This window comes from Streptomyces sp. GbtcB7 (genome assembly GCF_019091445.1).
Taxonomy (GTDB): Bacteria; Actinomycetota; Actinomycetes; order Streptomycetales; family Streptomycetaceae; genus Streptomyces; species Streptomyces mirabilis.
On record NZ_JAGXJM010000017.1, the window covers coordinates 101787 to 122170 of the forward strand.

Annotated in this window: 12 protein-coding genes; 11 read left to right on the plus strand and 1 reads right to left on the minus strand. The window is 71.6% G+C overall.

The annotated features are described in order from the left end of the window. Positions 1–243: 243 nt before the first annotated feature. Entirely contained in the window at positions 244–702 is a 459-nt protein-coding gene (locus KVT44_RS26895; protein ID WP_099921367.1) for a MarR family winged helix-turn-helix transcriptional regulator, read from the minus strand. Positions 703–984: 282 nt separating this feature from the next. Here KVT44_RS26895 and KVT44_RS26900 point away from each other — a divergent pair, with 282 nt between their 5' ends. From KVT44_RS26900 to KVT44_RS26950, 11 genes are all read left to right on the plus strand, one after another. Beyond that, positions 985–2448: an MFS transporter gene (locus tag KVT44_RS26900; RefSeq protein WP_099921368.1), complete on the plus strand. Its 1464-nt coding sequence runs from the start codon at positions 985–987 to the stop codon at positions 2446–2448. A gap of 1244 nt (positions 2449–3692) precedes the next feature. Continuing rightward, entirely contained in the window at positions 3693–5399 is a 1707-nt protein-coding gene (locus KVT44_RS26905) for an AfsR/SARP family transcriptional regulator (RefSeq protein WP_217569227.1), read from the plus strand. A gap of 200 nt (positions 5400–5599) precedes the next feature. After that, positions 5600–7843: a TOMM precursor leader peptide-binding protein gene (locus KVT44_RS26910; RefSeq protein WP_217569349.1), complete on the plus strand. Its 2244-nt coding sequence runs from the start codon at positions 5600–5602 to the stop codon at positions 7841–7843. Positions 7844–7941: 98 nt separating this feature from the next. Next, positions 7942–9792: a TOMM precursor leader peptide-binding protein gene (locus KVT44_RS26915; RefSeq protein WP_308314121.1), complete on the plus strand. Its 1851-nt coding sequence runs from the start codon at positions 7942–7944 to the stop codon at positions 9790–9792. 14 nt (positions 9793–9806) lie between these two features. Further along, on the plus strand, positions 9807–11417 hold the full coding sequence (locus tag KVT44_RS26920) for a SagB family peptide dehydrogenase (RefSeq protein WP_217569229.1): 1611 nt from the start codon (positions 9807–9809) through the stop codon (positions 11415–11417). A gap of 25 nt (positions 11418–11442) precedes the next feature. Then, complete coding sequence (locus KVT44_RS26925) at positions 11443–14262, plus strand: lantibiotic dehydratase (RefSeq protein ID WP_254649919.1); 2820 nt, start codon at positions 11443–11445, stop codon at positions 14260–14262. A gap of 2 nt (positions 14263–14264) precedes the next feature. Beyond that, positions 14265–15359, plus strand: coding sequence for a lantibiotic dehydratase C-terminal domain-containing protein (locus tag KVT44_RS26930; RefSeq protein WP_217569231.1), 1095 nt, complete (start codon positions 14265–14267; stop codon positions 15357–15359). After that, positions 15356–16633, plus strand: a complete 1278-nt coding sequence (locus tag KVT44_RS26935) for a peptidase M50 (protein WP_217569233.1) — start codon at positions 15356–15358, stop codon at positions 16631–16633. Before KVT44_RS26930 ends, KVT44_RS26935 begins: the two co-directional genes overlap by 4 nt. 65 nt (positions 16634–16698) lie before the next feature. Next, complete coding sequence (locus KVT44_RS26940; protein ID WP_217569235.1) at positions 16699–17625, plus strand: ABC transporter ATP-binding protein; 927 nt, start codon at positions 16699–16701, stop codon at positions 17623–17625. After that, the gene (locus KVT44_RS26945) at positions 17622–18377 is read left to right on the plus strand and encodes an ABC transporter permease (protein WP_217569237.1); all 756 of its coding nucleotides are present in this window, start codon (positions 17622–17624) and stop codon (positions 18375–18377) included. Before KVT44_RS26940 ends, KVT44_RS26945 begins: the two co-directional genes overlap by 4 nt. Next, entirely contained in the window at positions 18374–20365 is a 1992-nt protein-coding gene (locus KVT44_RS26950) for a TOMM precursor leader peptide-binding protein (protein WP_217569239.1), read from the plus strand. The genes KVT44_RS26945 and KVT44_RS26950 overlap by 4 nt, the downstream gene beginning before the upstream one ends. Positions 20366–20384 lie beyond the last annotated feature (19 nt).

The following is a 20384-nucleotide window of genomic DNA, read 5'->3' on the forward strand; positions in this document are numbered from 1 at the left end:
TCTCGGTCGACACCTCGGTCGAACCTCGGTCGACGCCCCTAGGCAGACACCCCGGTCGGCATCCCAGACACCGGCGCGTTCGGCCGCCGGCCCTTCGGGGCGGCGCTCGCCGCCGCGGCTCTCATCGCCGCGGCTCTCATCGCCGCGGCTCTCATCGCGCTGTTGCGAACCACACCGGGGCGGGCCGGCTCTCCGGCCCGCCCCAAGCCCCCGCCCTCCCCTTCACCCGCTCAACTCACCCGCTCAACCCCGCGGCCAGGGACGCCCGTCGAGACGCTCGATGTCGCGGTTGAAACGGCTGAGATAGGCCGCGAACTCGGCCACGTCCTCGGGATCCCAGTCGGTCATGATCTTCTCCAGACCGTCCAGGTTCTCCGCGCGGTGGGCCTCCAGCCGGCGCCTGCCCTCCGCGGTGATGGCGAACTTGCGGGCGATGCCCCCCTCGGGATCGGGCATGCGCTCGACGACCCCAGCCCGCAGCATCGCGGCGGTCTGCCGGTTGAGGGTGGACGCGTCCAGACCGAAGGCCTCTCTGAGCTCACCGATGGACATCGGGCCTTGCACCTGAATGCGGCTGAGCAGGACGTACGCACTGCGGTCCAGCCGCTCCTCACTCACCCCGCGCCCTCGCGGGTTGAGCATGTGCATGTGGCGCCCGAGCAGCATGGTCTCGAATTCCAGCAGGTCAAGTGGCTTGTCCACGCGAGGCATCCTTCGGCTCCTGGCTCGCTTCCCCTACAGGAAAGCTACCTCCCGCCAGGTATACCACCGCGATGTGTATGATGCATTAGACGTGCATGATGCACATTGCATGCAGCATGCAACTCGCGTGCGCCTTGCCCGCGACTCACCGCGGTCCGGGTGATCGGGGTGATCCGGGTGATCCGGAGACGCGGCAGGCCAACAGACGCGGCAGGCCCGGATCCCCGCGGGCCCGGATGCGCAGCACAGCGACAAGCCCGGAAAGAGCAACAGGGAGTACCCGTGGACAGTTCCCAGCCCGCAGCCCGCTCCGGCGGCGTTGTCGGCATCCTCGCCTTCGGCGGCATCGTGGCCGCGATCACCCAGACACTGGTGGTGCCACTGATCGGGGAACTCCCGACCCTCTTCGACACCACCGCCTCGAACGCCTCCTGGGTCGTCACCGCCACGCTGCTCGCGGCGGCCGTGATCACCCCCGTCGCCGGCCGCCTCGGTGACATGTACGGCAAGAAGCGCATGCTTCTGGCCTCCCTGGTCCCGCTGATCCTGGGCTCCGTGGTCTGCGCCCTGTCCTCCTCGGTCGTCCCGATGATCGCCGGACGCGGTCTGCAGGGCCTCGGCATGGGCGTGGTGCCCCTCGGCATCAGCCTGCTGCGGGACGTCGTACCGGCGGAGAAGCTCGGCTCGTCCATCGCGTTGATGAGCGCGTCCATGGGTGTGGGCGGCGCGCTCGGCCTGCCGTTCTCCGCGGCGATCGCCGAGAACGCCAGCTGGCGCGTGCTGTTCTGGGTCGTCGCCGCGCTGACCCTCGCGGTCGCCACGCTGATCTGGTTCTTCGTGCCCGCGGGCCGCGAGAACACCGCCTCGGGCAGCTTCGACCTGCTCGGCGCCATCGGCCTGGGCATCGCCCTGGTCTGCCTGCTCCTCGGCGTCTCCAAGGGCGCGGACTGGGGCTGGGGCAGCGGCACCACGCTCGGCCTGCTCGCCGCCGCGATCGTCCTGCTGCTGGCCTGGGGCTGGTGGGAGCTGCGCAGCGCCGAGCCGCTGGTCGACCTGCGGGTGACCGCGCGTCCGCAGGTGCTGATGACGAACGCCGCCTCGATCCTGGTCGGCTTCGCGATGTACTCCCAGTCCCTCGTGATCCCCCAGCTGCTGCAGCTGCCCAAGGAGACCGGCTACGGCCTCGGCGAGTCGATGCTGGCCATGGGCCTGTGGATGGCCCCGGCCGGCCTCATGATGATGATCATCTCCCCGATCGGCGCCAAGCTCTCCGCCGCCAAGGGCCCCCGGATCACCCTGACCGTCGGCGCCCTGGTCATCGCCCTCGGCTACGGCATCTCCCTGCCGCTCATCGGAAACGGCTCCGCCTTGGGCCTGCTCGCCGTGACCATCGTCTGCAGCACGGGCGTCGGTTTCGCCTACGGTGCGATGCCCGCGCTCATCATGGGTGCGGTACCCCAGTCGGAGACCGCCTCGGCCAACAGCTTCAACACGCTGATGCGCTCGATCGGCAGCTCCGTCTCGGCCGCCGTGATGGCCGTGGTCCTGGCCCAGATGACCACGAAGTTCGGCCCGGTCTCCCTGCCGTCGGAAAGCGGCTTCCGTGTCGCCATGCTGATCGGCTCCTGCGTCGGCATCGCCGCCGCGATCGTCGCCTTCCTCATCCCGGTCCGCCCCACGGCCACCCGGCCGCAGGCCGAGCCCACCCAGGACGCGGCCCCCGAGGCGGTCGAGGCAAAGGCCTGACCCACCCGCGCACCGCGCCTGGGCGCCTGGGCGCCTGGGCGCCTGGGCGCCTGGGCGGCAGTCGCCATCACAGAACCAGAGAAACCGCAGGTCAGATTTTCTGGCCTGCGGTTTTTCGTTGCCCCAACCACCACCTCCCTGGCGACCGGTCCGCACACCCGGGCCCGGCACTTCGCGCGCCAAGGAGCCCCGCACGGCGTCGAGATCACCCTCGCGCCCCTGAGTCGCCCTCCAGGCCGCGCGCGGAGGGACAGCTTGCCGTTGACCCAGCGACGGCGTTGGTGAGGGGTGCGGAGCCGTCGCCCTGAACCTCGACGTAGTCGGTGGCATGCCGTGCGCGGCGGCTGGTTGACAGGGCACGTCAGTTCCAGCCCCAGGCACTTCCAGTCCACCCGCCCACACCGCATCGGCCGCCTGTCGGCCTGTCAGCCGCTCCGCGAACCGCGGGAGCGAGGCACGCGCGACCTGAGCCGTCGACACCGGAACCTCACGCCAGACCTCGGCACAGGGCAAAGCCCACCCGTAGGCCCGCCCCCTGACTCGGACGGCGAACGGTCCTCGTTCTTTCGGCCGAGGCCGGGGCTCGCAACCGGCCGGGGAAGCAGCACGAGCTGCGCCAGCTGGGCATCGTCGCGCATCTCTCGCAGCAGCCGCTCGGGGGCAGGGCGGGCGAGGCAGTTCGTCGCTGCTGCGCTTGAAAGCCGCAACGGTGCCGTTTCCGCCATGCCGAACTCGGCCACGTCAGGATGACGGCTCACACACCTGGGTGCACCAGGCAACGGCAAAGGACGAGCCAAGGCTTGCCAGGGCTCCGCCAAGAGAAGCGAAAGTTGTGAGGGAGGTGTGGCCGAAGTTGCGGAAGTGGCCGAGATCGTGCCTATGATCCACTTCGGATGAACCAATAATTCGGATTGACCCGCGACTCCGCCGCTTCTTGATGAAGCATTACGTGCACGTTTGACCGACGTGCTGTACGTGATGAGCCTGCGCCGCAGGCGGACGGCGCCGCTACCACGGAAGCAGGTCGGAGGGGGCGTCATGAATACGCCCGTGACCTGGTGAAATAAATCGCTGCTTTCAGGGGGAACGTGCAATGGCCAAGAGTTGTATACCAGCCTGTTTTGTGCCGCCGGACGTCTTCCGCAAGGCCGTCACCTGCCGTGATAACGGTGTGAACGCCGCCCCGCGAGGACGCTCCGGAGACGGCCTTGCACTCTGAGGCACGTTTCTCGGTCTTGGGCCAGATGGGGATCACGCGCGATCAGGACACCGTGGTTCTCCCTTCGTCAAAACCCACTATTTTGTTGGCCACAATGCTCTTGCGGCCCAATGAGGCGTTGTCGTCCGAATATCTCCAGCGCATCGTCTGGAACGAGGACCCTCCGCAGACCGCGCGAGCCACGCTGCAGACGTATGTGCTGAGGCTTCGCCGGATATTCGGCAAGTACGGGATATCCGACGGTGCCATCAAAACCGTGCCGGGCGGATATCAGCTTCCGGTGACGGAGGAGACGCTCGACCTGGCCAGGTTCCGGGCACTGCTGAGGGCCGCCGACGGTGCTCGGGACCCCGAGGCCGAACTGCGTCTCATCGTGGCGGCCCTCGGGCTGTGGCAGGGCGAGCCGCTGTCCAATATCCGTTCCGACGTGCTGCACCGCGACGAAGTACCCGTCCTGCGGGAACAGTGGCTGCGCTCCGTGGAGCGCCGGTTCGATCTCGAACTCTCGCTGGGGCGCTGCCGTCAGACCGTCGCGGAGCTGAGTACGACAGCACGGGCGCACCCGGGGCACGAGCGGTTCTGGGAGCAGTTGATCGAGGCCCTGTACCGGTCCGGCCGCCAGAGCGATGCCCTTGAGGCCTATCGCACCGTAAAGCGTTATGTGAACGACGAGTTGGGTGTGGACCCCAGGCCCTCTCTGCAGAGCCTCGAACTGGCCATTCTGCGCGGGGAGGATCTCGGTCCGCAGGACGAACGGCCCGTGCGGGTCCAGGCCGTGGAGCCGCCCATCGCCCAACTCCCGGGCGGTCTGCCCGACTTCACCGGCCGGGAGGAGGAGGCCGCGGAACTGGCCGCCCGACTGACCGCCGATCGCTCGGGCCCCGCGGTCGCGGTGATCAGCGGACCGCCCGGGATGGGCAAGACGGCGCTGGCCATACAGGTCGCCCATCTGGTGAGCGACCGCTTTCCCGACGGCTGCGCGTTCGTCGACCTGACCGAGGACGGCATCCTGGCCGCCCGGGCCCGCCAGGCGGCCCGGTTCGGTGTCGAAGACGGCAGAGGACGGTCACTGACCGTCCTCGACGGTGTCCACGACTTGGCGCAGATCCTGCCGTTCCTGCCGTCGGGAAGGGGCAGCGCGGTGCTCGTCACCAGTCGCGCGAGCATGACCGGCCTGGTCGCCACCCGGGGTGCCTCACTGCACCGGCTCGGCACCTGGGAGCCGGCCAGGTCGGCGACCATGCTCGTCTCCGTCATCGGAGCCGCGCGGGCGGACCGGGAGCCCGCCGCGATCACAGAACTCGCCGAACTGTGCGGGCACCTGCCGTTCGCGCTGCGCATCGCGGCCATCCGGCTGCAACTACGCCCGCACCAGTCGGTCACGTCGACCGCCGCCTGGTTGCGCGACGACCCGATGGGCCGGCTGGCCGTGCCCGGTGACCCGGCCATGTCCGTGTCCACGCTGTTCGAGGAGTTCTTCGCCCGGATCGGCCCGAGGCTGACCGGCGCTGCTCAACTCCTCGCCGAACGCTGCGAAGTTCGGGCCCCGCTCAAGCAGTGCGTGGACGCGCTCGGCGTGCCCCTCGGCGATGCTGTGGCCCTCCTCGACGAGCTGATCGCCGTCAACGTCCTTGAAGAGGACGCCCCGGGCGTCCACCGGCTCTCCCCGCTGATCCGCACCTTCCTGCGGGCCCGGCCCTCCGGCCGGGATCTCCGCCGCAACGTCGCGTAGCCAAGGCCTGCCCCCCACCCCGCAGCCTCTCGCTCCATCGACCCGCCCCCCCCACCGACCCGGCGCCTCCACCGCCCCTCCGCCCAGCCCTCCGCTCCACCGGCCGGTCCTCCGGCCTGCCCGGCGCGTGCCGCCGCCGACCCGGCGTGCGCGCCCTTCGAACCGTGACCCCTGACTACGGGAGATCCCACGTGACCGTCATGTCCGCCGCCTTCAAGGCCATCGCCACCACACGCCCTCGCATCAAGCGGGACGTGCTGTTCACCGAGACCCGCGAAGGCGTCCTCTTCCACAACACCCAAGGCGGCTTCCACCTGGCGGCCAAGTCGGCGTACCGCTTCGCCTCGCTGATCGTGCCGTACCTCAACGGCGAACACCGGGTGGTCGACCTGTGCGAGGGCCTGCCGGACAGCCAACGGGCGATGGTCGCGGACCTGGTACGGGCGCTGCTGGAGCGCGGCTACGCCCGCGACGTCGCGGAGTCCGGCGAGCAGGACGGGACCGATCTGCCTGCCGAGGTCGGGGAGCACTTCGCGGCGCAGATCGCCTATGTCGACCACTACGAGGACCGTCCTGCCGAGCGCTTCCGCCGATTCCGCGAGGCGCGGGTAGCCGTGCTCGGCGACGACCTGGTGGCGCGCTGGTGCGCCCTGAGCCTGCTGCGCAACGGTGCCGCCGCCGTGCACGTCGACCCCGCTCTGGACCGGAGGGGCGACGGCGTCGCCGCGCTGCGGAGCGAGGCCGCGGAACTCACGGCACAGGGGGTGCCGTCCGAAGTCCTGCTGTTGCCCGCCGGCGACACGTTCTTCACCTGGGACGACCTCGACGATTTCGACACCGTGGTGTGCTGCGGCTCCACGGCCGCCGGACAGGTCTTCCGGCTGCTGGAGGCCGGAGTGCCGCGCGGCCGCCGGTTGCTGTCCGCCACCGCCTTCGGCGACCGGGCCGTGGTGGGCCCTTTGATGACGGACGAAAGCCCCTGCTGCTGGGTGTGCGCCATGCTGCGGCTGGGAGCGGGCGCCGGTTCCGGCGAGGCCGCCGACGTATGGAGCGCCGTGTGCCTGCCCGGCGCGGGGCTGCCCGCCGCCGCGCCCGGGCGGAACCTGTCGGCCATGCTGGGCAACCTGATCGGCTACGAGGTCTTCCGCGAGCACACACAGGTGCTGCCCGCCGACACCGACGGCCGGGTCCTGATCCAGGACTTCGAGTCCCTGGACACGGTGGCCGAGTGGATCCTGCCGCATCCGCGCTGCCCGTTCTGCCGTGGGAAGGAAGGTGTGCGGGACGCCGCGGAGGCGACCGCCGCCGAGTTGGCCGGGCTCGTTCCCGTCGCCCCGGCGGTGACCACCGCGGTGACCGCCGACGACGCGGACGCGCTTGTCGACGAACTCAATGACCGCAGCGTCCTCGTGGCCGCGAACGGCGGCGTCTTCACCCGGTTCGACGACGACACCCCCACCCAACTGCCGCTGAAGGTGACCCGGGTCGAACTCGCAACCGGCGGCGGGCGGCGCCGCAGCATCGCCGCCTTCGACGTCCACCACGTGGCCGGTGCCCGGCTGCGCGCCCTGCGGTCCGCGACCGCCGTCTACGCCGAGCACGTCGTGCCCCAGACCGGGGTGTTGCGCGCCGACGCACTCGAACGCGCACGAACCACGCTGCGTTCCGTCGACCCGCGGCAGCTGTCCACCGCCAGCGGCCTGCCCGTGTCCGAGGACAACCTCGACGGTTGGGTCGCCGGCGCCTCGCTGCTGCACGGGGACCAGGTCCTCGTGCCGGCGGCGGCGGTGCGCCCGTTCGGCCCCGGCAACCGGGCCATGGCCTTCGAGCGGACCAGCGCCGGCCTCGGCGTCGGTGACACGGCCGCCGAAGCCGCCTACCAGGGCCTGTTCTCGGCGCTCGCCCACGGGGCGGTGCGCCAGGCGACGGCCGGCGCCCGCAAGGCCCGGCGCGTCCCCGCAGCCGCGTTCGCCGCGGACCCGGAGCTGACGTTCCTCACCGCGTCCGCGGCCAACCTCGGCCTGGACGCGGAACTGCTCGACCTCACCGGTCCGGCCCCGGCACCGGGCCACGTCCTGCTGGCCCGCGCTGTTGATCCGGCCACCGGGGAGCCGCGCTGGGCGGTCGCCGCCGACAGCGCCTGGCGGCGAGCGGCTACCGCCGCGCTGCGGGACCTCGTCGGCGGCTGCCAGCTCTCCGCCGAACTGTCCGGCGACGAGCCGCTCGACCTCGGCGACCCGCTCCTCGACTCCTTCGACGCGGGCGTCCTCGCCGTCGCCGACGGCCCCGCCCCGGAGACCGACGCGGTGACCCCCGTACCGCAGCTCCTCGACCGGCTCAGGGACGCCGGCCGCGACGTCGTGGTGGTGTCCAACACCTCTGCCGACCTGCGGTCGAGCGGCATGGTCGCGGTCCGCGTCCTGCTGACCGGAGGACGCGCGTGAGCCCCGAACCACCCGTCCACGCAGGGTTGTTGACGGTGCTCCAGGAACGGCTCCGGACCACTGTGAAGCTCCGCCTGGGACGTCCGGTCGATATCCGAGTGGCGTCCCTGGGCACCCGTGACGAACTGTCCGGTCCCGCCGCCGAGCAGCCCGCACCGGCCGGCACACCCGTGATGCCCGTCCACCTCTACGGCCGTACCGCCGTCGTCGGCCCCTACCTCACCCCCGGCCGCCCCGGCGCGCCCTGCGGGCACTGCCTCGCCCGGCGCTGGCAGTCGGTCAGGCCCCGGCAGGTCCGCGAGGCCCTCGAACGCGGCGGCCGCACGCACGCGGTGGGCGAGCCGCCGTACGCGACGGCGTTCGTCACGGACGCGCTCACCTCGCTCGTGGTCCGGGCCGCCGAGCACGAGCCCGAGAACGAGCACGCCGCCTGCCCGCCGGTCCGGCTGCTCGACATGGAGAACCTCCGCGTCCACACGTTCCAACTGCTGCCGGACCCCGAGTGCCCGGTGTGCGGCGAGCGCGCCCCCGACACCGCCGAGGCCGCCGTACTGGAGCTGGAACCGTCGCCGAAGACGTCCGTGGACAGCTTCCGCGGACGCGGTGTGCACGACTACGACCTGCCGGAGGACGCACTCGTCAACCCGGTCTGCGGAGCCCTCGGACTGAGCGTCGTACGGGAGTTGGATTCGCCGACCACCGCCGCGACCTTCGGCAAGATGGAGACGCGCACCGGCACCTACCTGCACGAGGCGTACTGGGGAGGGCATGCCGACGCCTACGGGGACAGCGTGCGCGTCGGTCTCCTGGAAGGCCTGGAGCGCTACGCCGGCATGCGCTCGCGCGCCAAGGCCGTCGGCACCTCGGCGTCCCTGGGGGCCTTGCGCGCCCGCAAAGTGGCCGCCCTCGACCCGCGCGACTGCGGCCTGTACTCCGACGAGCTGTACGCCGAGTACGAGCGCGAGGGGCGCATCACACCGTTCGCCGAGGACCGGGAGATCCCCTGGGTGTGGGGCTACTCCCTGCGCGACAAGGCGCCCCTGCTGGTCCCCGAGGCGCTGACCTACTGGCACGCGGTGCCGCTGTCCGAGCGCTTCGTCCAGGAGTGCTCCAATGGCTGCGCGTCCGGCAGTTCACCGGCCGAGGCGGTCTACCACGGGCTGATGGAACTCGTGGAGCGCGACGCGTTCCTCATCGCCTGGTACGGCCGGATCGCCCTGCCCGAGATCGACCCGCGGGCCGCGCGCTCGGCGGCCGTGCGGCACATGACCGAGCGGCTCGCCATGTATGGGTACGAGGCGCGGTTCTTCGACGCCCGGATGACCCTGCCGATCCCGGTCGTGATCGCCGCGGCGGTCGGCGCGGACGGCGGGCTGTGCTTCGGGGCGGGCGCGAGCCTCGACCCGGAGGACGCGATGCGGGCCGGCATGGCCGAGATCGCCACCGACGCCCCCCATTTGCGCCGCAGGACCGAATGGCGCCGCACCGAACTGGAGGCCATGGCCGACGACTTCGGCAAGGTGGCAGCACTGCACGACCACCCGCTGCTGTACGGCCTGCCCCGGATGCGGCCGTACGCGTCCTTCCTGCTCGGCAAGCCCGGCGCGCCGCGAGGCCCACTGGTGGCGCCGGCCGACCTGGACCCGGCCGCGCGCGGCACCCTCGTGCCCGGCACAGACCTCCGTGACGACCTGGAGCACTGCGTCGCCGCGGTCACCGACGCCGGTTTCGACGTCGTGGTGGTCGACCAGACCCTGCCCCAGCAGCGGGAGCTCGGCCTGCACACGGTCAGCGTGATCGTGCCCGGCCTGCTGCCCATCGACTTCGGATGGGGCCGCCAGCGCGCCCTGGGCATGGACCGCCTGCGCACGGCACCCCGCGCGGCGGGCCTTCGCGACCGCGACCTGGATCCGGCCGACCTGAACCCGGCCCCGCACCCCTTCCCGTGACGAAAGGAACGCCGATGGCGTACGCCAGTGAGTACCTCTCCGCCGTAGTGCAGCGCGGCCGCGTGAAGATGCCGCCGCACGGGTTCGAGCCCAACTGGGCGGACGCTCCCCGCTACGGCAAGCTCTACCCGGGCGCCCCGCTGTTCCCGCTGCCGCCGGGAGACATGCCGGAGGGGGCCGCCCTGCAGGAGGGCCTGCTCCCGCCGCTCCCCGAGGGCGGAGCGTTCGACCTGGACACCCTGTCGGGCATGCTGCTCGACTCCTACGGCCGACTGGGCCGCCGTATCGAGCTCAACGCAAACGACGACGTCACGCGCCTGCACACGTACACGGCCGCCAAATGGACCCGCGGTACCGCCTCCGGAGGCGGCCTGTACCCGGTGAGCCTCTATTGGGTCAGTGGGGCGAGCGGCCCGATGACACCGGGTGTCTACTACTACGCCACCCCGCACCACGCGATGCAGCGGCTGCTCACCGGCGACGTGAGCGAAGAGGTGCGGGCCGCGCTCGGACACCCGCAACTCGGCGCGGAGACGGACCAGTTCCTGGTCCTCGGCATCAAGTTCTGGCAGAGCTCGTTCAAGTACAACAACTTCAGCTACCACGCCACGACGATGGACATCGGCACTGTCACCCAGACCTGGCGGATGTGGGCCCGCGCCCGCGGGCTGAACATCGCTCCCGCGTTCTGGTTCGACGAGCGGCGCCTGACCCGGCTGCTCGGGGTGGACGGCGACGAGGAGGGCATCTTCGCCGTGGTGCCGTTGCCGTGGGGCGGCAGCGGGTCGAAGAGCGCACAGGCGCCCGCCTCGTACGGCGCTGAAGGCGTTCGCGCCCCGGCCGTGCGGTTGCGGGACCAGGATCGCTCTCGGGTGCAGTTGACGTTCGAACTGCTGCGGAAGGTGCACGCCGACACCCGGGAGGGGGCCACCGAGCGGCCGGCCGCCGCACAGCTGGAGGCCGCTGCCCCGCTGCCCCCGCGGGACGGCGGGACGACCGCCCTGCCCGCCCCCCGGACGCTCGGCATGCCGGTGCGCGACGCCCTGCGCGCACGGCGCAGCAGCTTCGGCCGGTTCAGCGGCGAACAGCCGCTGGCCGCCGACGAGTTGAGCGCGGTTCTCGCGGCCGCCCACGCGGGCGGTGAGCTTCCGTGTGACGCGCTGGAGCCGGGGGAGGGCCTGTCCCTGGCGAAGCTGTACGTCTTCGTCAACCACGTCGACGGAGTCGCGCCCGGCGCCTACGAGTACGACCCCGCCGGGGGCCGACTCGTGACCGTGGTGCCGGGACCGCAGGGCTCCTTCCTGCAGCGCAACTACTTCCTGTCCAACTACAACGTCGAGCAGGCGGCGGCCGTAGTGGTGCCCGCCGTGCGCGGCCAGGCCCTCATCGGCGCCGTCGGCGGCCGCGGGTTCCGGGTGTCGAATGCGGTCACCGGCGCCGTGGCGCAGGCGACGTACACGGCGTGCGCGGCCCTCGGCGTCGGCTGCGGCGCGGCGCTGGGCTTCGACAACGTCTCCTACATCGAACAGCTCGGGCTCGACGCCACCGGGGAGGTGCCGCTGCTGATCCTCATGGTCGGCCACGAGCGCCCGAACCCGGCGGGCCTGCGCCACGAGATCGTCTGACCGGCCGGAGAAACGGGAACCCACCATGACTCTCACCACCCCGGCCCCTGAGGCCCAGCCGCCGGTCTCGCACCCGGCCGACACCACCTGGTCCCTGGGCCGCCGCTTCATGACGCGTGTCGCGGGACTGCCGATCGAGACCGTGCACGGCCTGCGCACCCCGGAAGCCGCGCGCTGGGCCGACGACGTCACCGCGCGCGAGGAAGTGCTGCGCGAACGCGGGGCGCGCCTGAGCGACCTGCTCCACGACGCGGTGGGCGCCGCCGCCGACGACGGCGCACGCCGCGCGCTGGTCAACATCCGGCGGCACCTGTTCAACAACAAGCTGCCCCGGGACGTCGCCGCCGCGCGGGCGACCGCCACGGCGCTCGGCGGCACCGCGGGCGACGAACTCGCCGACTGGCTGCGCGAACGCGAAGAGCTGGAGGGGCTGCGCGCCGCGGGCGACGCGGTCCTGGACCGGGAACTGGACGGCGTCAGGTCCGCACTGCGGTCCTTGGCCGACGAGCCGTTCCTGCGCCAGGGGTTGCTGCTCGCCTCCCCCTCCCTGGACCGCTACCTCGACTCCTACACCCGTAGCACCGGCAACCGGCTGACCAAGCAACAGCGCAAGCTGGAGCGGTCGTTGCTGGAGTACGTCTACCGGACGGCGTGCAAGACCAGCCCGTTCAGCACCCTGACCGGCCTCGCGCTCGGCGAGTTCGTCCCGTCGGACGAGGGCCAGGACGGGACCGACGAGGGCCAGGACGGATCCAGGGGAATCCTCACCGGCCGCATCGACGACGCGTGGACGGACCACGTGCAGCTCAACGTGGCGGTGCTCGGCCGGCTGGCGGAACTGATCACCGCCAACCCCGGCCTGCGCGCCGACCTGCCCGTCACCCTCGTCTCCGGCTGGCAGCTCGACACGGACCGGATCCGCTATGTGCGGCGCACCGTTGAGGCGGGCGACGACGAGGCGACCGTCAGCTTCGACGCGGTCAAGGAGAGCCTGTTCTTCCTGCGTCAGGGCGGCAGCCTGGAACGGCTGTTCGCGATGTTCGAACGCGCCGCGAGTATCCGCTACCAGGACCTCGTCCGCGAACTCGTTGCCGCCTCCGAGGGAACCGCCTCCGAGACGGATCACGACCGCTTCCTCACTGTCCTGCTCCGGCTCGGCCTGCTCCAGGTCCCCGGCCTCTCGGTCGACATCCACAGCCGTGACGCACTGGACAGTTTCCGCGACTCCGTACGCGGCATCGGCACCGCCTGGGCCGCGGACCTCGCCGACCGGCTGGACGGTCCCGTACAGCTGCTGCGCGCCTACCCGGAGGCGGACCTGCCGCGGCGCCGTGCGCTGCTGGAGGAGCTGCGCACGGCGCTCGGCGAGATCCAGACGTCCCTCGGCGCGCCCGCGGCCGCCCTGCCCCAGACGCTGGTCTACGAGGACTCGCGGGCCGCCACGGAGGTGCTCACGGCCTCGGCGGAACAGTTCGCCGAAGCCATGGGCGCCGAGCTGAGGTCGCTGTCCCGGCTGACCCCGGTCTTCGACATCACGCTCGCCAACCGGCTGACGCTCAAGGGCTTCTTCCTCGCCCGGTTCGGCCTGGGCGGGAGGTGCGACGACGTCCTCAAGCTGGTCCACGACTTCCAGGAGGACATCTACGAGCAGTACCTCAGGGTCAGCGGGGCTCGCACTCCCTTCCGTGTGGACGGAAGCTACGTACCGGTCGACAACTGGCTCTACCAGCCCGAGATCACGGCAATCGACAACGCCCGCATGGCCTTCGTCGCCGGCATGCGCGCCCGGTTCGAGGAACTGCCAGAGAACGCCGACGAGTTGGTCGTCGACGAGGAGTTCGTCGGCGTGGTGGCGGGCGAGCTGGCGGACGCCCGGCCCCGGTACCAGCCGCAGGCCCACTTCGTGCAGCTGGGCCGCCGGCCGGACGGTGAGCCCCTGGGGATCCTCAACCGGTCCTGGGGCGGCGTGTCCTTCCCCTTCTCCCGGTTCACGCACTGCTTCGACGACCTGGCCCTTGCCGACCGGCTGCGCGAGGAACTGGGCGCTGCCCGCCCCGAGGGCGCGGTGCACGCCGAGATCACTGGCGGCTTCGCGACGACCAACCTCAACCTGCACGGCCGTCTCACGGACCACGAGATCGTCTGCCCCGGCGAGACCAGCTCCGTACCGGCCGACGCGCAGATCCCGCTGGACGACCTGTGGGTGGAGCACGACCCGGCGGCCGACCGTCTGGTGCTGCGGTCGCGGCGCCTGGACCGCGAGGTGATTCCGGTCTACCTCGGCTACCTGCTGCCGATGGCCCTGCCGGAGGTTCCCCGGATTCTGCTCCTTCTCTCCCCGGCGACCATGGCGTCGCTGGACGTGTGGGGCGGCGTGCCGCGGCGTCCGGCGCGCGACGGAGTCACCGTCCGTCCGCGGGTGCGCCACGGCAACGTCGTCCTCAGTCGCCGCAGTTGGACCGTCGACACGGCGCAGCTGCCCGTGCGGACGTCGGAGACCACGGACGCGGACTGGTTCCGGGCGTGGCGGGCGTGGCGGGAGCGGCACGGCATCCCCGAGCAGGTGTACGCCACCGCCGGGCTCACCGTGCGCGGCGCGGACGGCGAGGAGCCGGCTGAGTGGCGCGGCAAGGAGAAGCCGCACTACGTCGACTTCGCAGGCTTCCTCTCCCTGACCGTGTTCGAGCGCCTGGTGAAGGACAAGGAGTCCGTCACGCTGCGCGAGGCACTGCCCGGCGAGAGCGACCTGTACATCGGCTCGTCCCGCGGCAGGCACATGGCCGAACTGGTCGTCGAGACCGTTTCCCAGCCCGGCCCCACCCGCCGTCGACCGGAAGAGGCGTGACCATGACCCTTCAGGAACCCACCACGACCGCCCCGTTCACCCCCCCGGCCTGGGGCTGCGCCGAGCCCGGCGAGGGCAAGTGGCAGGCGCTGTACATCTTCTACACCGGCAACCCGCGACCCGTGCTCACCGAGTACGTCAAGCCGCTGGTCGACGGCCTGACGGCCGACGGTCTCCTCGCCCGCTACTTCTTCCTCAACTACTGGCTGGAGGGCCCGCATATCCGGCTGCGGCTCAAGCCGTCCACCCCCGGGCACACAGCGGAGGTCCGGCGCCGGGCGGAGGAGGAGCTGCGCGCCTTCCTGCGGGCCCGGCCGTCGCTCTACGAGGTGCGCTCCGACTTCTACGTCGGCCTCTACAACACCCTCTTCGACCTGGAGTTCACCCCCGAGGAGCGCCTGCCCTACCTCGGCGAGGACGGCACCATGCGGCTGCGGAACAACAACTCCTTCAGCTGGGAGCCGTACGAGCCCGAGTACGGCAAGTACGGCGGACCGGCCGGTGTCGAGCTGGCCGAATGGCACTTCAAGCACTCCTCCGACCTCGTGATCGACGCGGCGCGCACGATGAACCTGCATGTGCGCACCGTGCTGCTGGGCACGGCCGCGCAGCTCATGATGGTGATGTCGTCGACGTTCCTCGGCGAGCGGCCCGCCATGGCCGCCTTCCTGGAGCGCTACCACTCCTTCTGGCACAACGCCTTCGCCGACACCGCGCTGATCAGCGGCACCGCCTACGACGGCAACTACGACACGATGGCCGAGTCCGTGCGCAAGCGATTCACCGCGATCCACGGGGCGCTGACCGAGCAGGAGCCCGGCCGGCTCTCCGGGTTCGTCCGCGCCTGGGCCGAGCACTGCGCCGAACTTCGTCACCGTGCCCGCGAGTTGGCGGTACGCGGGGATCTGGTGTTCCGCTCCTGGGACGGCACGCGGGACGAGGCCGTCACCGACCCGGACGTGGCCGCCGAGGCACTGCTCTCCCCCTACATGCACATGACGAACAACCGGCTGCACGTGACCGTCACCGACGAGGCGTACCTCAGCCACGTCCTGGCCCGGTCCCTGCGCGAGTCGTGCGCCGTGGAGGCGGGATGACCGGGGCGCCCGCGGCCTCGCTGCTGGAACGCAGACCGGCCCGGCACCCCGAGGTCGTGCTCGGACCGGCGCTGCGCTGCGGGCCGCGCACCGTCCACCTGGTCAGGCAACGCGGCACCGGGCGCGACTACGAGGTGGGGCCGAAGGAGCACTTCGTGCTCGCCCGCCTGGACGGCGAACGCACCCTCGCCGACATCGGCACGGCGTACGCGCAGACGTTCGGGCGCCGACTGGGCGAGGACAGCTGGCGGCAACTGCTCATGCTGCTGGCCGCGCGCGCGTTGCTGGCGGGCGGCGAGCGCCGTCCGGACGCCGCGAGCGGCCGTCCGATGGCCGGGGACCGGACCGGCTCTGCCGCCGGGCGTCCGCCCGCCGCCCGCCCGGAAGAGGAACGGCGCCCGAATCGGCTCAGTGGTGAGCTGGTCTTCGGTGATCCCACCCCGCTGCTGGAGTGGGCCCACCGCCGGGCGGGATTCCTCTTCTCGGCATGGTTCCTGGTCCCGCTGCTGGCCGCCCTTGTCACCATGGAGGCCGTGCTCGCGCTGCACTCGGGCGAAATATGGCGGCACGGCACCCGGGCCCTGGCGGCCCAGCCCGAGCTGGCGATGCTCGCCTTCACCCTCCTGTGGGCCAGCACCGGACTGCACGAGCTGGCCCACGGCCTGACGTGCCGCCACTACGGCGGCCGCGCCACCGAGGTGGGCATGCGCTGGAACCTTCCCCTGGTCTACATGTACTGCAAGGCCGACGACGTGCTGTTCTTCCCGTCCCGTCGGCCGCGCGTGGCCGCCGCGGCGGCCGGAGTGATCGCCAACCTCCTCTTCCTGCTGCCGTTCTTCGCGCTGTGGCTGTGCCTGCCGCCCGGGGACGTCACCCGCGACTGCGTCGGGGCGATGCTGCTGATCGGCAGTGTCAAGGGGCTGCTCAACTACCTTCCGCTGCCACAGCTCGACGGGTACGCGATGCTCTGCCACGCCCTGGCCACCACACGGCTGTCCCCCGAGACCGCGGGCTATCTGAAACTGCTCACCGGGCACGGCGAGGACGTCCGCAGACAGCGGGCCGCCTATCCGCCGCATGCCCGCGCGATGTACCTGGGCTACGCGGCCGTGTTCCTGGTCTGCGTGACCGGCCTGGCGGCGGGTGCCACGGCGCTCGTGCTGGCGGAGATTCCGGCCGCCCACCACACCCTCGCCCTCGCTGTCCTGGGCGCCCTCTTCGCGCTCATGCTCGCCGCCAACCTGCTGCGGTCCCGCCGCCGCCCCGCCGCGTGACCGCCGGCGCCACACACACCCGAACCGACGATCCACGTACCACCTTCATCTCACTGGGGAGTTCCATGCGGGACACAGCCGGGTCCACCCACGGACCCGCGATCACCGTCGACGCGCTGCACAAGTCGTACGGCAGCGTCCATGCCCTCAAGGGCGTCGCGTTCACCGTGGAGCGCGGTGAGTTTTTCGGCATCCTGGGCCCCAACGGCGCGGGCAAGACCACGCTCGTCGAGATCATGGAGGGCCTGCGCGCTCCCGGCGACGGCAAGGTCAGCGTGCTGGGGCACTCCCCCTGGCCGCGCGACACCGGACTGCTCCCGCTGATCGGCATACAGACCCAGGCGTCCGCCTTCTTCCTTCGGCTGACCGCCCTGGAGCACCTGGAGACGGTCGCGGGGCTGTACGGACTGGGGCGGGACCGGGCCCGGGCCGCGCTCACGATGGTGGGGCTCGACGACAAGGCGGACGCGGCGACCGACAAGCTCTCGGGCGGCCAGCGGCAGCGGCTGGCCATCGCCGCGGCCCTCGTCCACGAGCCCGAGCTCATCTTCCTCGACGAACCCACCGCTGCCCTCGACCCGCAGTCCCGCCGCGACCTGTGGGACCTGCTGCGGGACATCAAGGGCCAGGGCCGGACCATCGTCTACACCACCCACCACCTCGAAGAGGCCGAGGCGCTGTGCGACCGCGTCGCCATCGTGCGCGACGGCACCCTGCTCGCCCTGGACACCCCGGCCCGGCTGGTGCGCTCCCTCGACGCACCCACCCGGGTCCTGGTTCCCGCGGACCTGCTGGCCCCGGAGCGGGCCCGACAGCTCCCGGGCGCCGACGAGGTCACGGCCGAGGGCAGTTCGACCGTCATCACGACCCGCTCCGTGGGCGAGGTCCTGGGCGCCGTGGGGGCCATCGCCGGCCTGCAGGACGTCGAGACGCGCCGCGCCTCCCTCGAAGACGTCTACCTCAAGCTCACCGGAACGGAGTACCAGGCGTGACCGGCTACAACGTGCTGCTGAAGGCACACTTCCGCGCGGCCTTCAGGGACCGCACGACACTCTTCTTCACCTTCGCCTTCCCCCTGGTGTTCATCGTCGTCTTCGGCCTCCTCAACAGCGGCAAGACCCTGCCCGACGGACGCCACTACATCGACTACATCGCGCCCGGCGTGATGTCCTGGGGCATCGGCAACGGGGCGGTGTTCGGAGTCGCGTACACCCTCGTGCTGTGGCGGCGCAGCGACGTGCTGCGCCTGGTGCGCATGACGCCCACTCCGGCGCTGTCCGTGCTGGCCTCGCGGCTGGTGCTCGTCCTCGGCGTCGGGCTCGCCCAGGCCCTGCTGTTCCTCGGGGTCGCGGTGCTGCCGGTGTTCGGCCTGACGCTGACGGCGACGGGCGCCGTGCTCGCGCTGCCCGTGGTGCTGCTGGGGGCGCTCGCGTTCTTCGCCATCGGCGTCCTGGTCGGCACGGTCGCCAAGACGCCCGACGCGGTCGCGGCGATCGCCAACTGCATCATGGTGCCCATGGCCTTCCTGTCGGGGTCGTTCTTCCCGATGAGTGAGTCGCCCCACTGGCTCCAGGTCTTCTCCCGGGTACTGCCGCTGCGCTACATGAACGAGGGCATCACCAACGTGCTGGCCGGCAGCCACGGCGCCGCGTCGCTCGCCCTGCCCTGCGCCGGCCTGGTCGCCTTCGCCACGGTCCTCGGCGCGCTGGCGCTGCGCACCTTCTCCTGGGGCGACGAGGCATGAGCACTTCCGCACAGACGACGCCCTCGGCCATGGCCGAGGCGGTCGTCGAGCTCCAACAGCTGCTGACCGAGCGCTTCGACGAGATGACCGCCCCGGACGGCAGCACCCTGACCGGAGCGCGAGGAGTCGTACCCGCACCTGTGGTCGTGACACTCGGAGCCGAGGACACGCTGGCGGCCGGGTCCGCACAGGCCGAACGGCACGCCCGCGCCACCGTCCACCTGACTGCGCACACCGTGCTGTTCGGCCCCTGGTCCGCCCCGCTCGGAGACGGCACGGCCGACGGCGCGGGGCCCGCGTGCGGACAGTGCCTGGCGCAGCGCTGGCAGCGACTGCGTCCCCGCTACGAACGAGAGGCACTGGAGTTCGGGACCGGACTGCGGGCGGCGGGCAGCTGGCCGCTGGTCACCCCGTTCGTCGCGGACGCCGTCTGGTCGGGCTACCTGGCCTCGCTCAACACCGCTTCCGCGCACGGTCCCCAGGGGCATCCCGCCGGTTCCCGCGTGACCATGATGGACCTCGGCACGCTCATGCTCCGCACGTACCCGCTCGTCGCCGACCCGCTGTGCCCCGCCTGCGTCCCCGCGGTGCCGGAGACCGCCGCGCACGCCCCGCGCCCCCTCACCTCACGGACCAAGCCCGCCCCGGACACGTACCGTCTGCGCCGCCCCGCGGACTACCGGCTGTCCCCCGGGGCGCTGACGAATCCCGCGTGCGGCGTCCTGGGCGCGGCCACCACGATGAGCGTCACCTCACCCACCACCGCACCGGTCTCCGGCCAGGTCCTGGCCCCCGGCTACTACGGTCTGGCCGACATGTCCTGGAGCGGCCAGGCGAACTCCTACGGCCTCAGCCGCGACCTAGCCTTCCTCGAAGGCCTCGAGAGGTACGCGGGCATCGAACGGCGCAGGCGTACCGTGCTGCCTGTCGCCGCCTACCAGGACGTGGCGACCGACGCGCTGGACCCGCGCGAGTGCGGGGTGTACTCGCCGAAGACATACGAACTCGATGACGCGCTCGCGCCCTTCGACCCGGCGGCCGAGATCCCCTGGGTGTGGGGCCGCTCGCTGCGTGACGACCGCCCGGTGATGGTGCCCGCCCGGCTGGTGCACTACGGCTCGGGCTCCCTGGTGGACAACTTCGTCTTCGAGTCGTCCAACGGGTGTGCCGGCGGTGGCAGTCTGGAGGAGGCGGTCCTCTTCGGACTGCTGGAGCTGGTCGAGCGCGACGCCTTCGTGCTCGGCTGGTACGGCGGAGCGGACCTCACCGAGATCGACATCAGCGACACGGCAGACCCGCAGCTGCGCGCCATGCTCGACCGCGCGGCCTTCCTGGGCTACGACGTCAAGGTCTTCGACAACCGCCTCGACCTGCGCATCCCGGTCGTCACCGGAGTCGCGATCAGGAGGGACGGCGGGGACGGAGCACTCTCCTTCGCGGCGGCGGCCGGTCTCGCCCCGGAGGCGGCCGTGCTCGGAGCGGTCTCTGAGATCCTCACCTACATCCCCGCGCTGCCCGGCCGGATCGCCGAACGCCGCGACGAAGTCCAGGCCATGACGGACGACTACTACAAGGTGCGCGAACTGCGGGACCACTCCGCGCTGTTCTCGCTGCCCGAGATGAGGGTCCACGCGCGCCGCTACATCGAGCCCGCCGCCGTACGCCCCTTCGAGGAGGTCTACGACGGGTGGTCGCGGGAACGGCCGCGTACCAGGGACCTGCTGGACGACCTGCGGTTCTGCCAGGACGAGTTGACGGCTGCGGGGTACGACGTGATCGTCGTGGACCAGACGAGCGCCGAGCAGCGGGCACTCGGCCTGCACACCGCGTGCACCATCGTGCCCGGCCTGCTGCCGATCGACTTCGGCTGGGCGCGTCAGCGCGCGCTGCGGATGCCGCGGATGTTCTCGGCGCTGCGGCGGGCGGGCCTGCGGACTTCGGACCTCACGGAGGCCGACCTGCACCGGGTGCCGCACCCGTTCCCCTAGCTGACAGCGGGTCCCGGGG

Coding starts and splice junctions, on each gene's coding strand:
- KVT44_RS26925 (WP_254649919.1), top strand. CDS start 11,443: ATGACTCTCACCACCCCGGCCCCTGAGGCCCAGCCGCCGGTCTCGCAC.
- KVT44_RS26905 (WP_217569227.1), top strand. CDS start 3,693: ATGGGGATCACGCGCGATCAGGACACCGTGGTTCTCCCTTCGTCAAAA.
- KVT44_RS26935 (WP_217569233.1), top strand. CDS start 15,356: ATGACCGGGGCGCCCGCGGCCTCGCTGCTGGAACGCAGACCGGCCCGG.
- KVT44_RS26950 (WP_217569239.1), top strand. CDS start 18,374: ATGAGCACTTCCGCACAGACGACGCCCTCGGCCATGGCCGAGGCGGTC.
- KVT44_RS26930 (WP_217569231.1), top strand. CDS start 14,265: ATGACCCTTCAGGAACCCACCACGACCGCCCCGTTCACCCCCCCGGCC.
- KVT44_RS26910 (WP_217569349.1), top strand. CDS start 5,600: ATGTCCGCCGCCTTCAAGGCCATCGCCACCACACGCCCTCGCATCAAG.
- KVT44_RS26940 (WP_217569235.1), top strand. CDS start 16,699: ATGCGGGACACAGCCGGGTCCACCCACGGACCCGCGATCACCGTCGAC.
- KVT44_RS26920 (WP_217569229.1), top strand. CDS start 9,807: ATGGCGTACGCCAGTGAGTACCTCTCCGCCGTAGTGCAGCGCGGCCGC.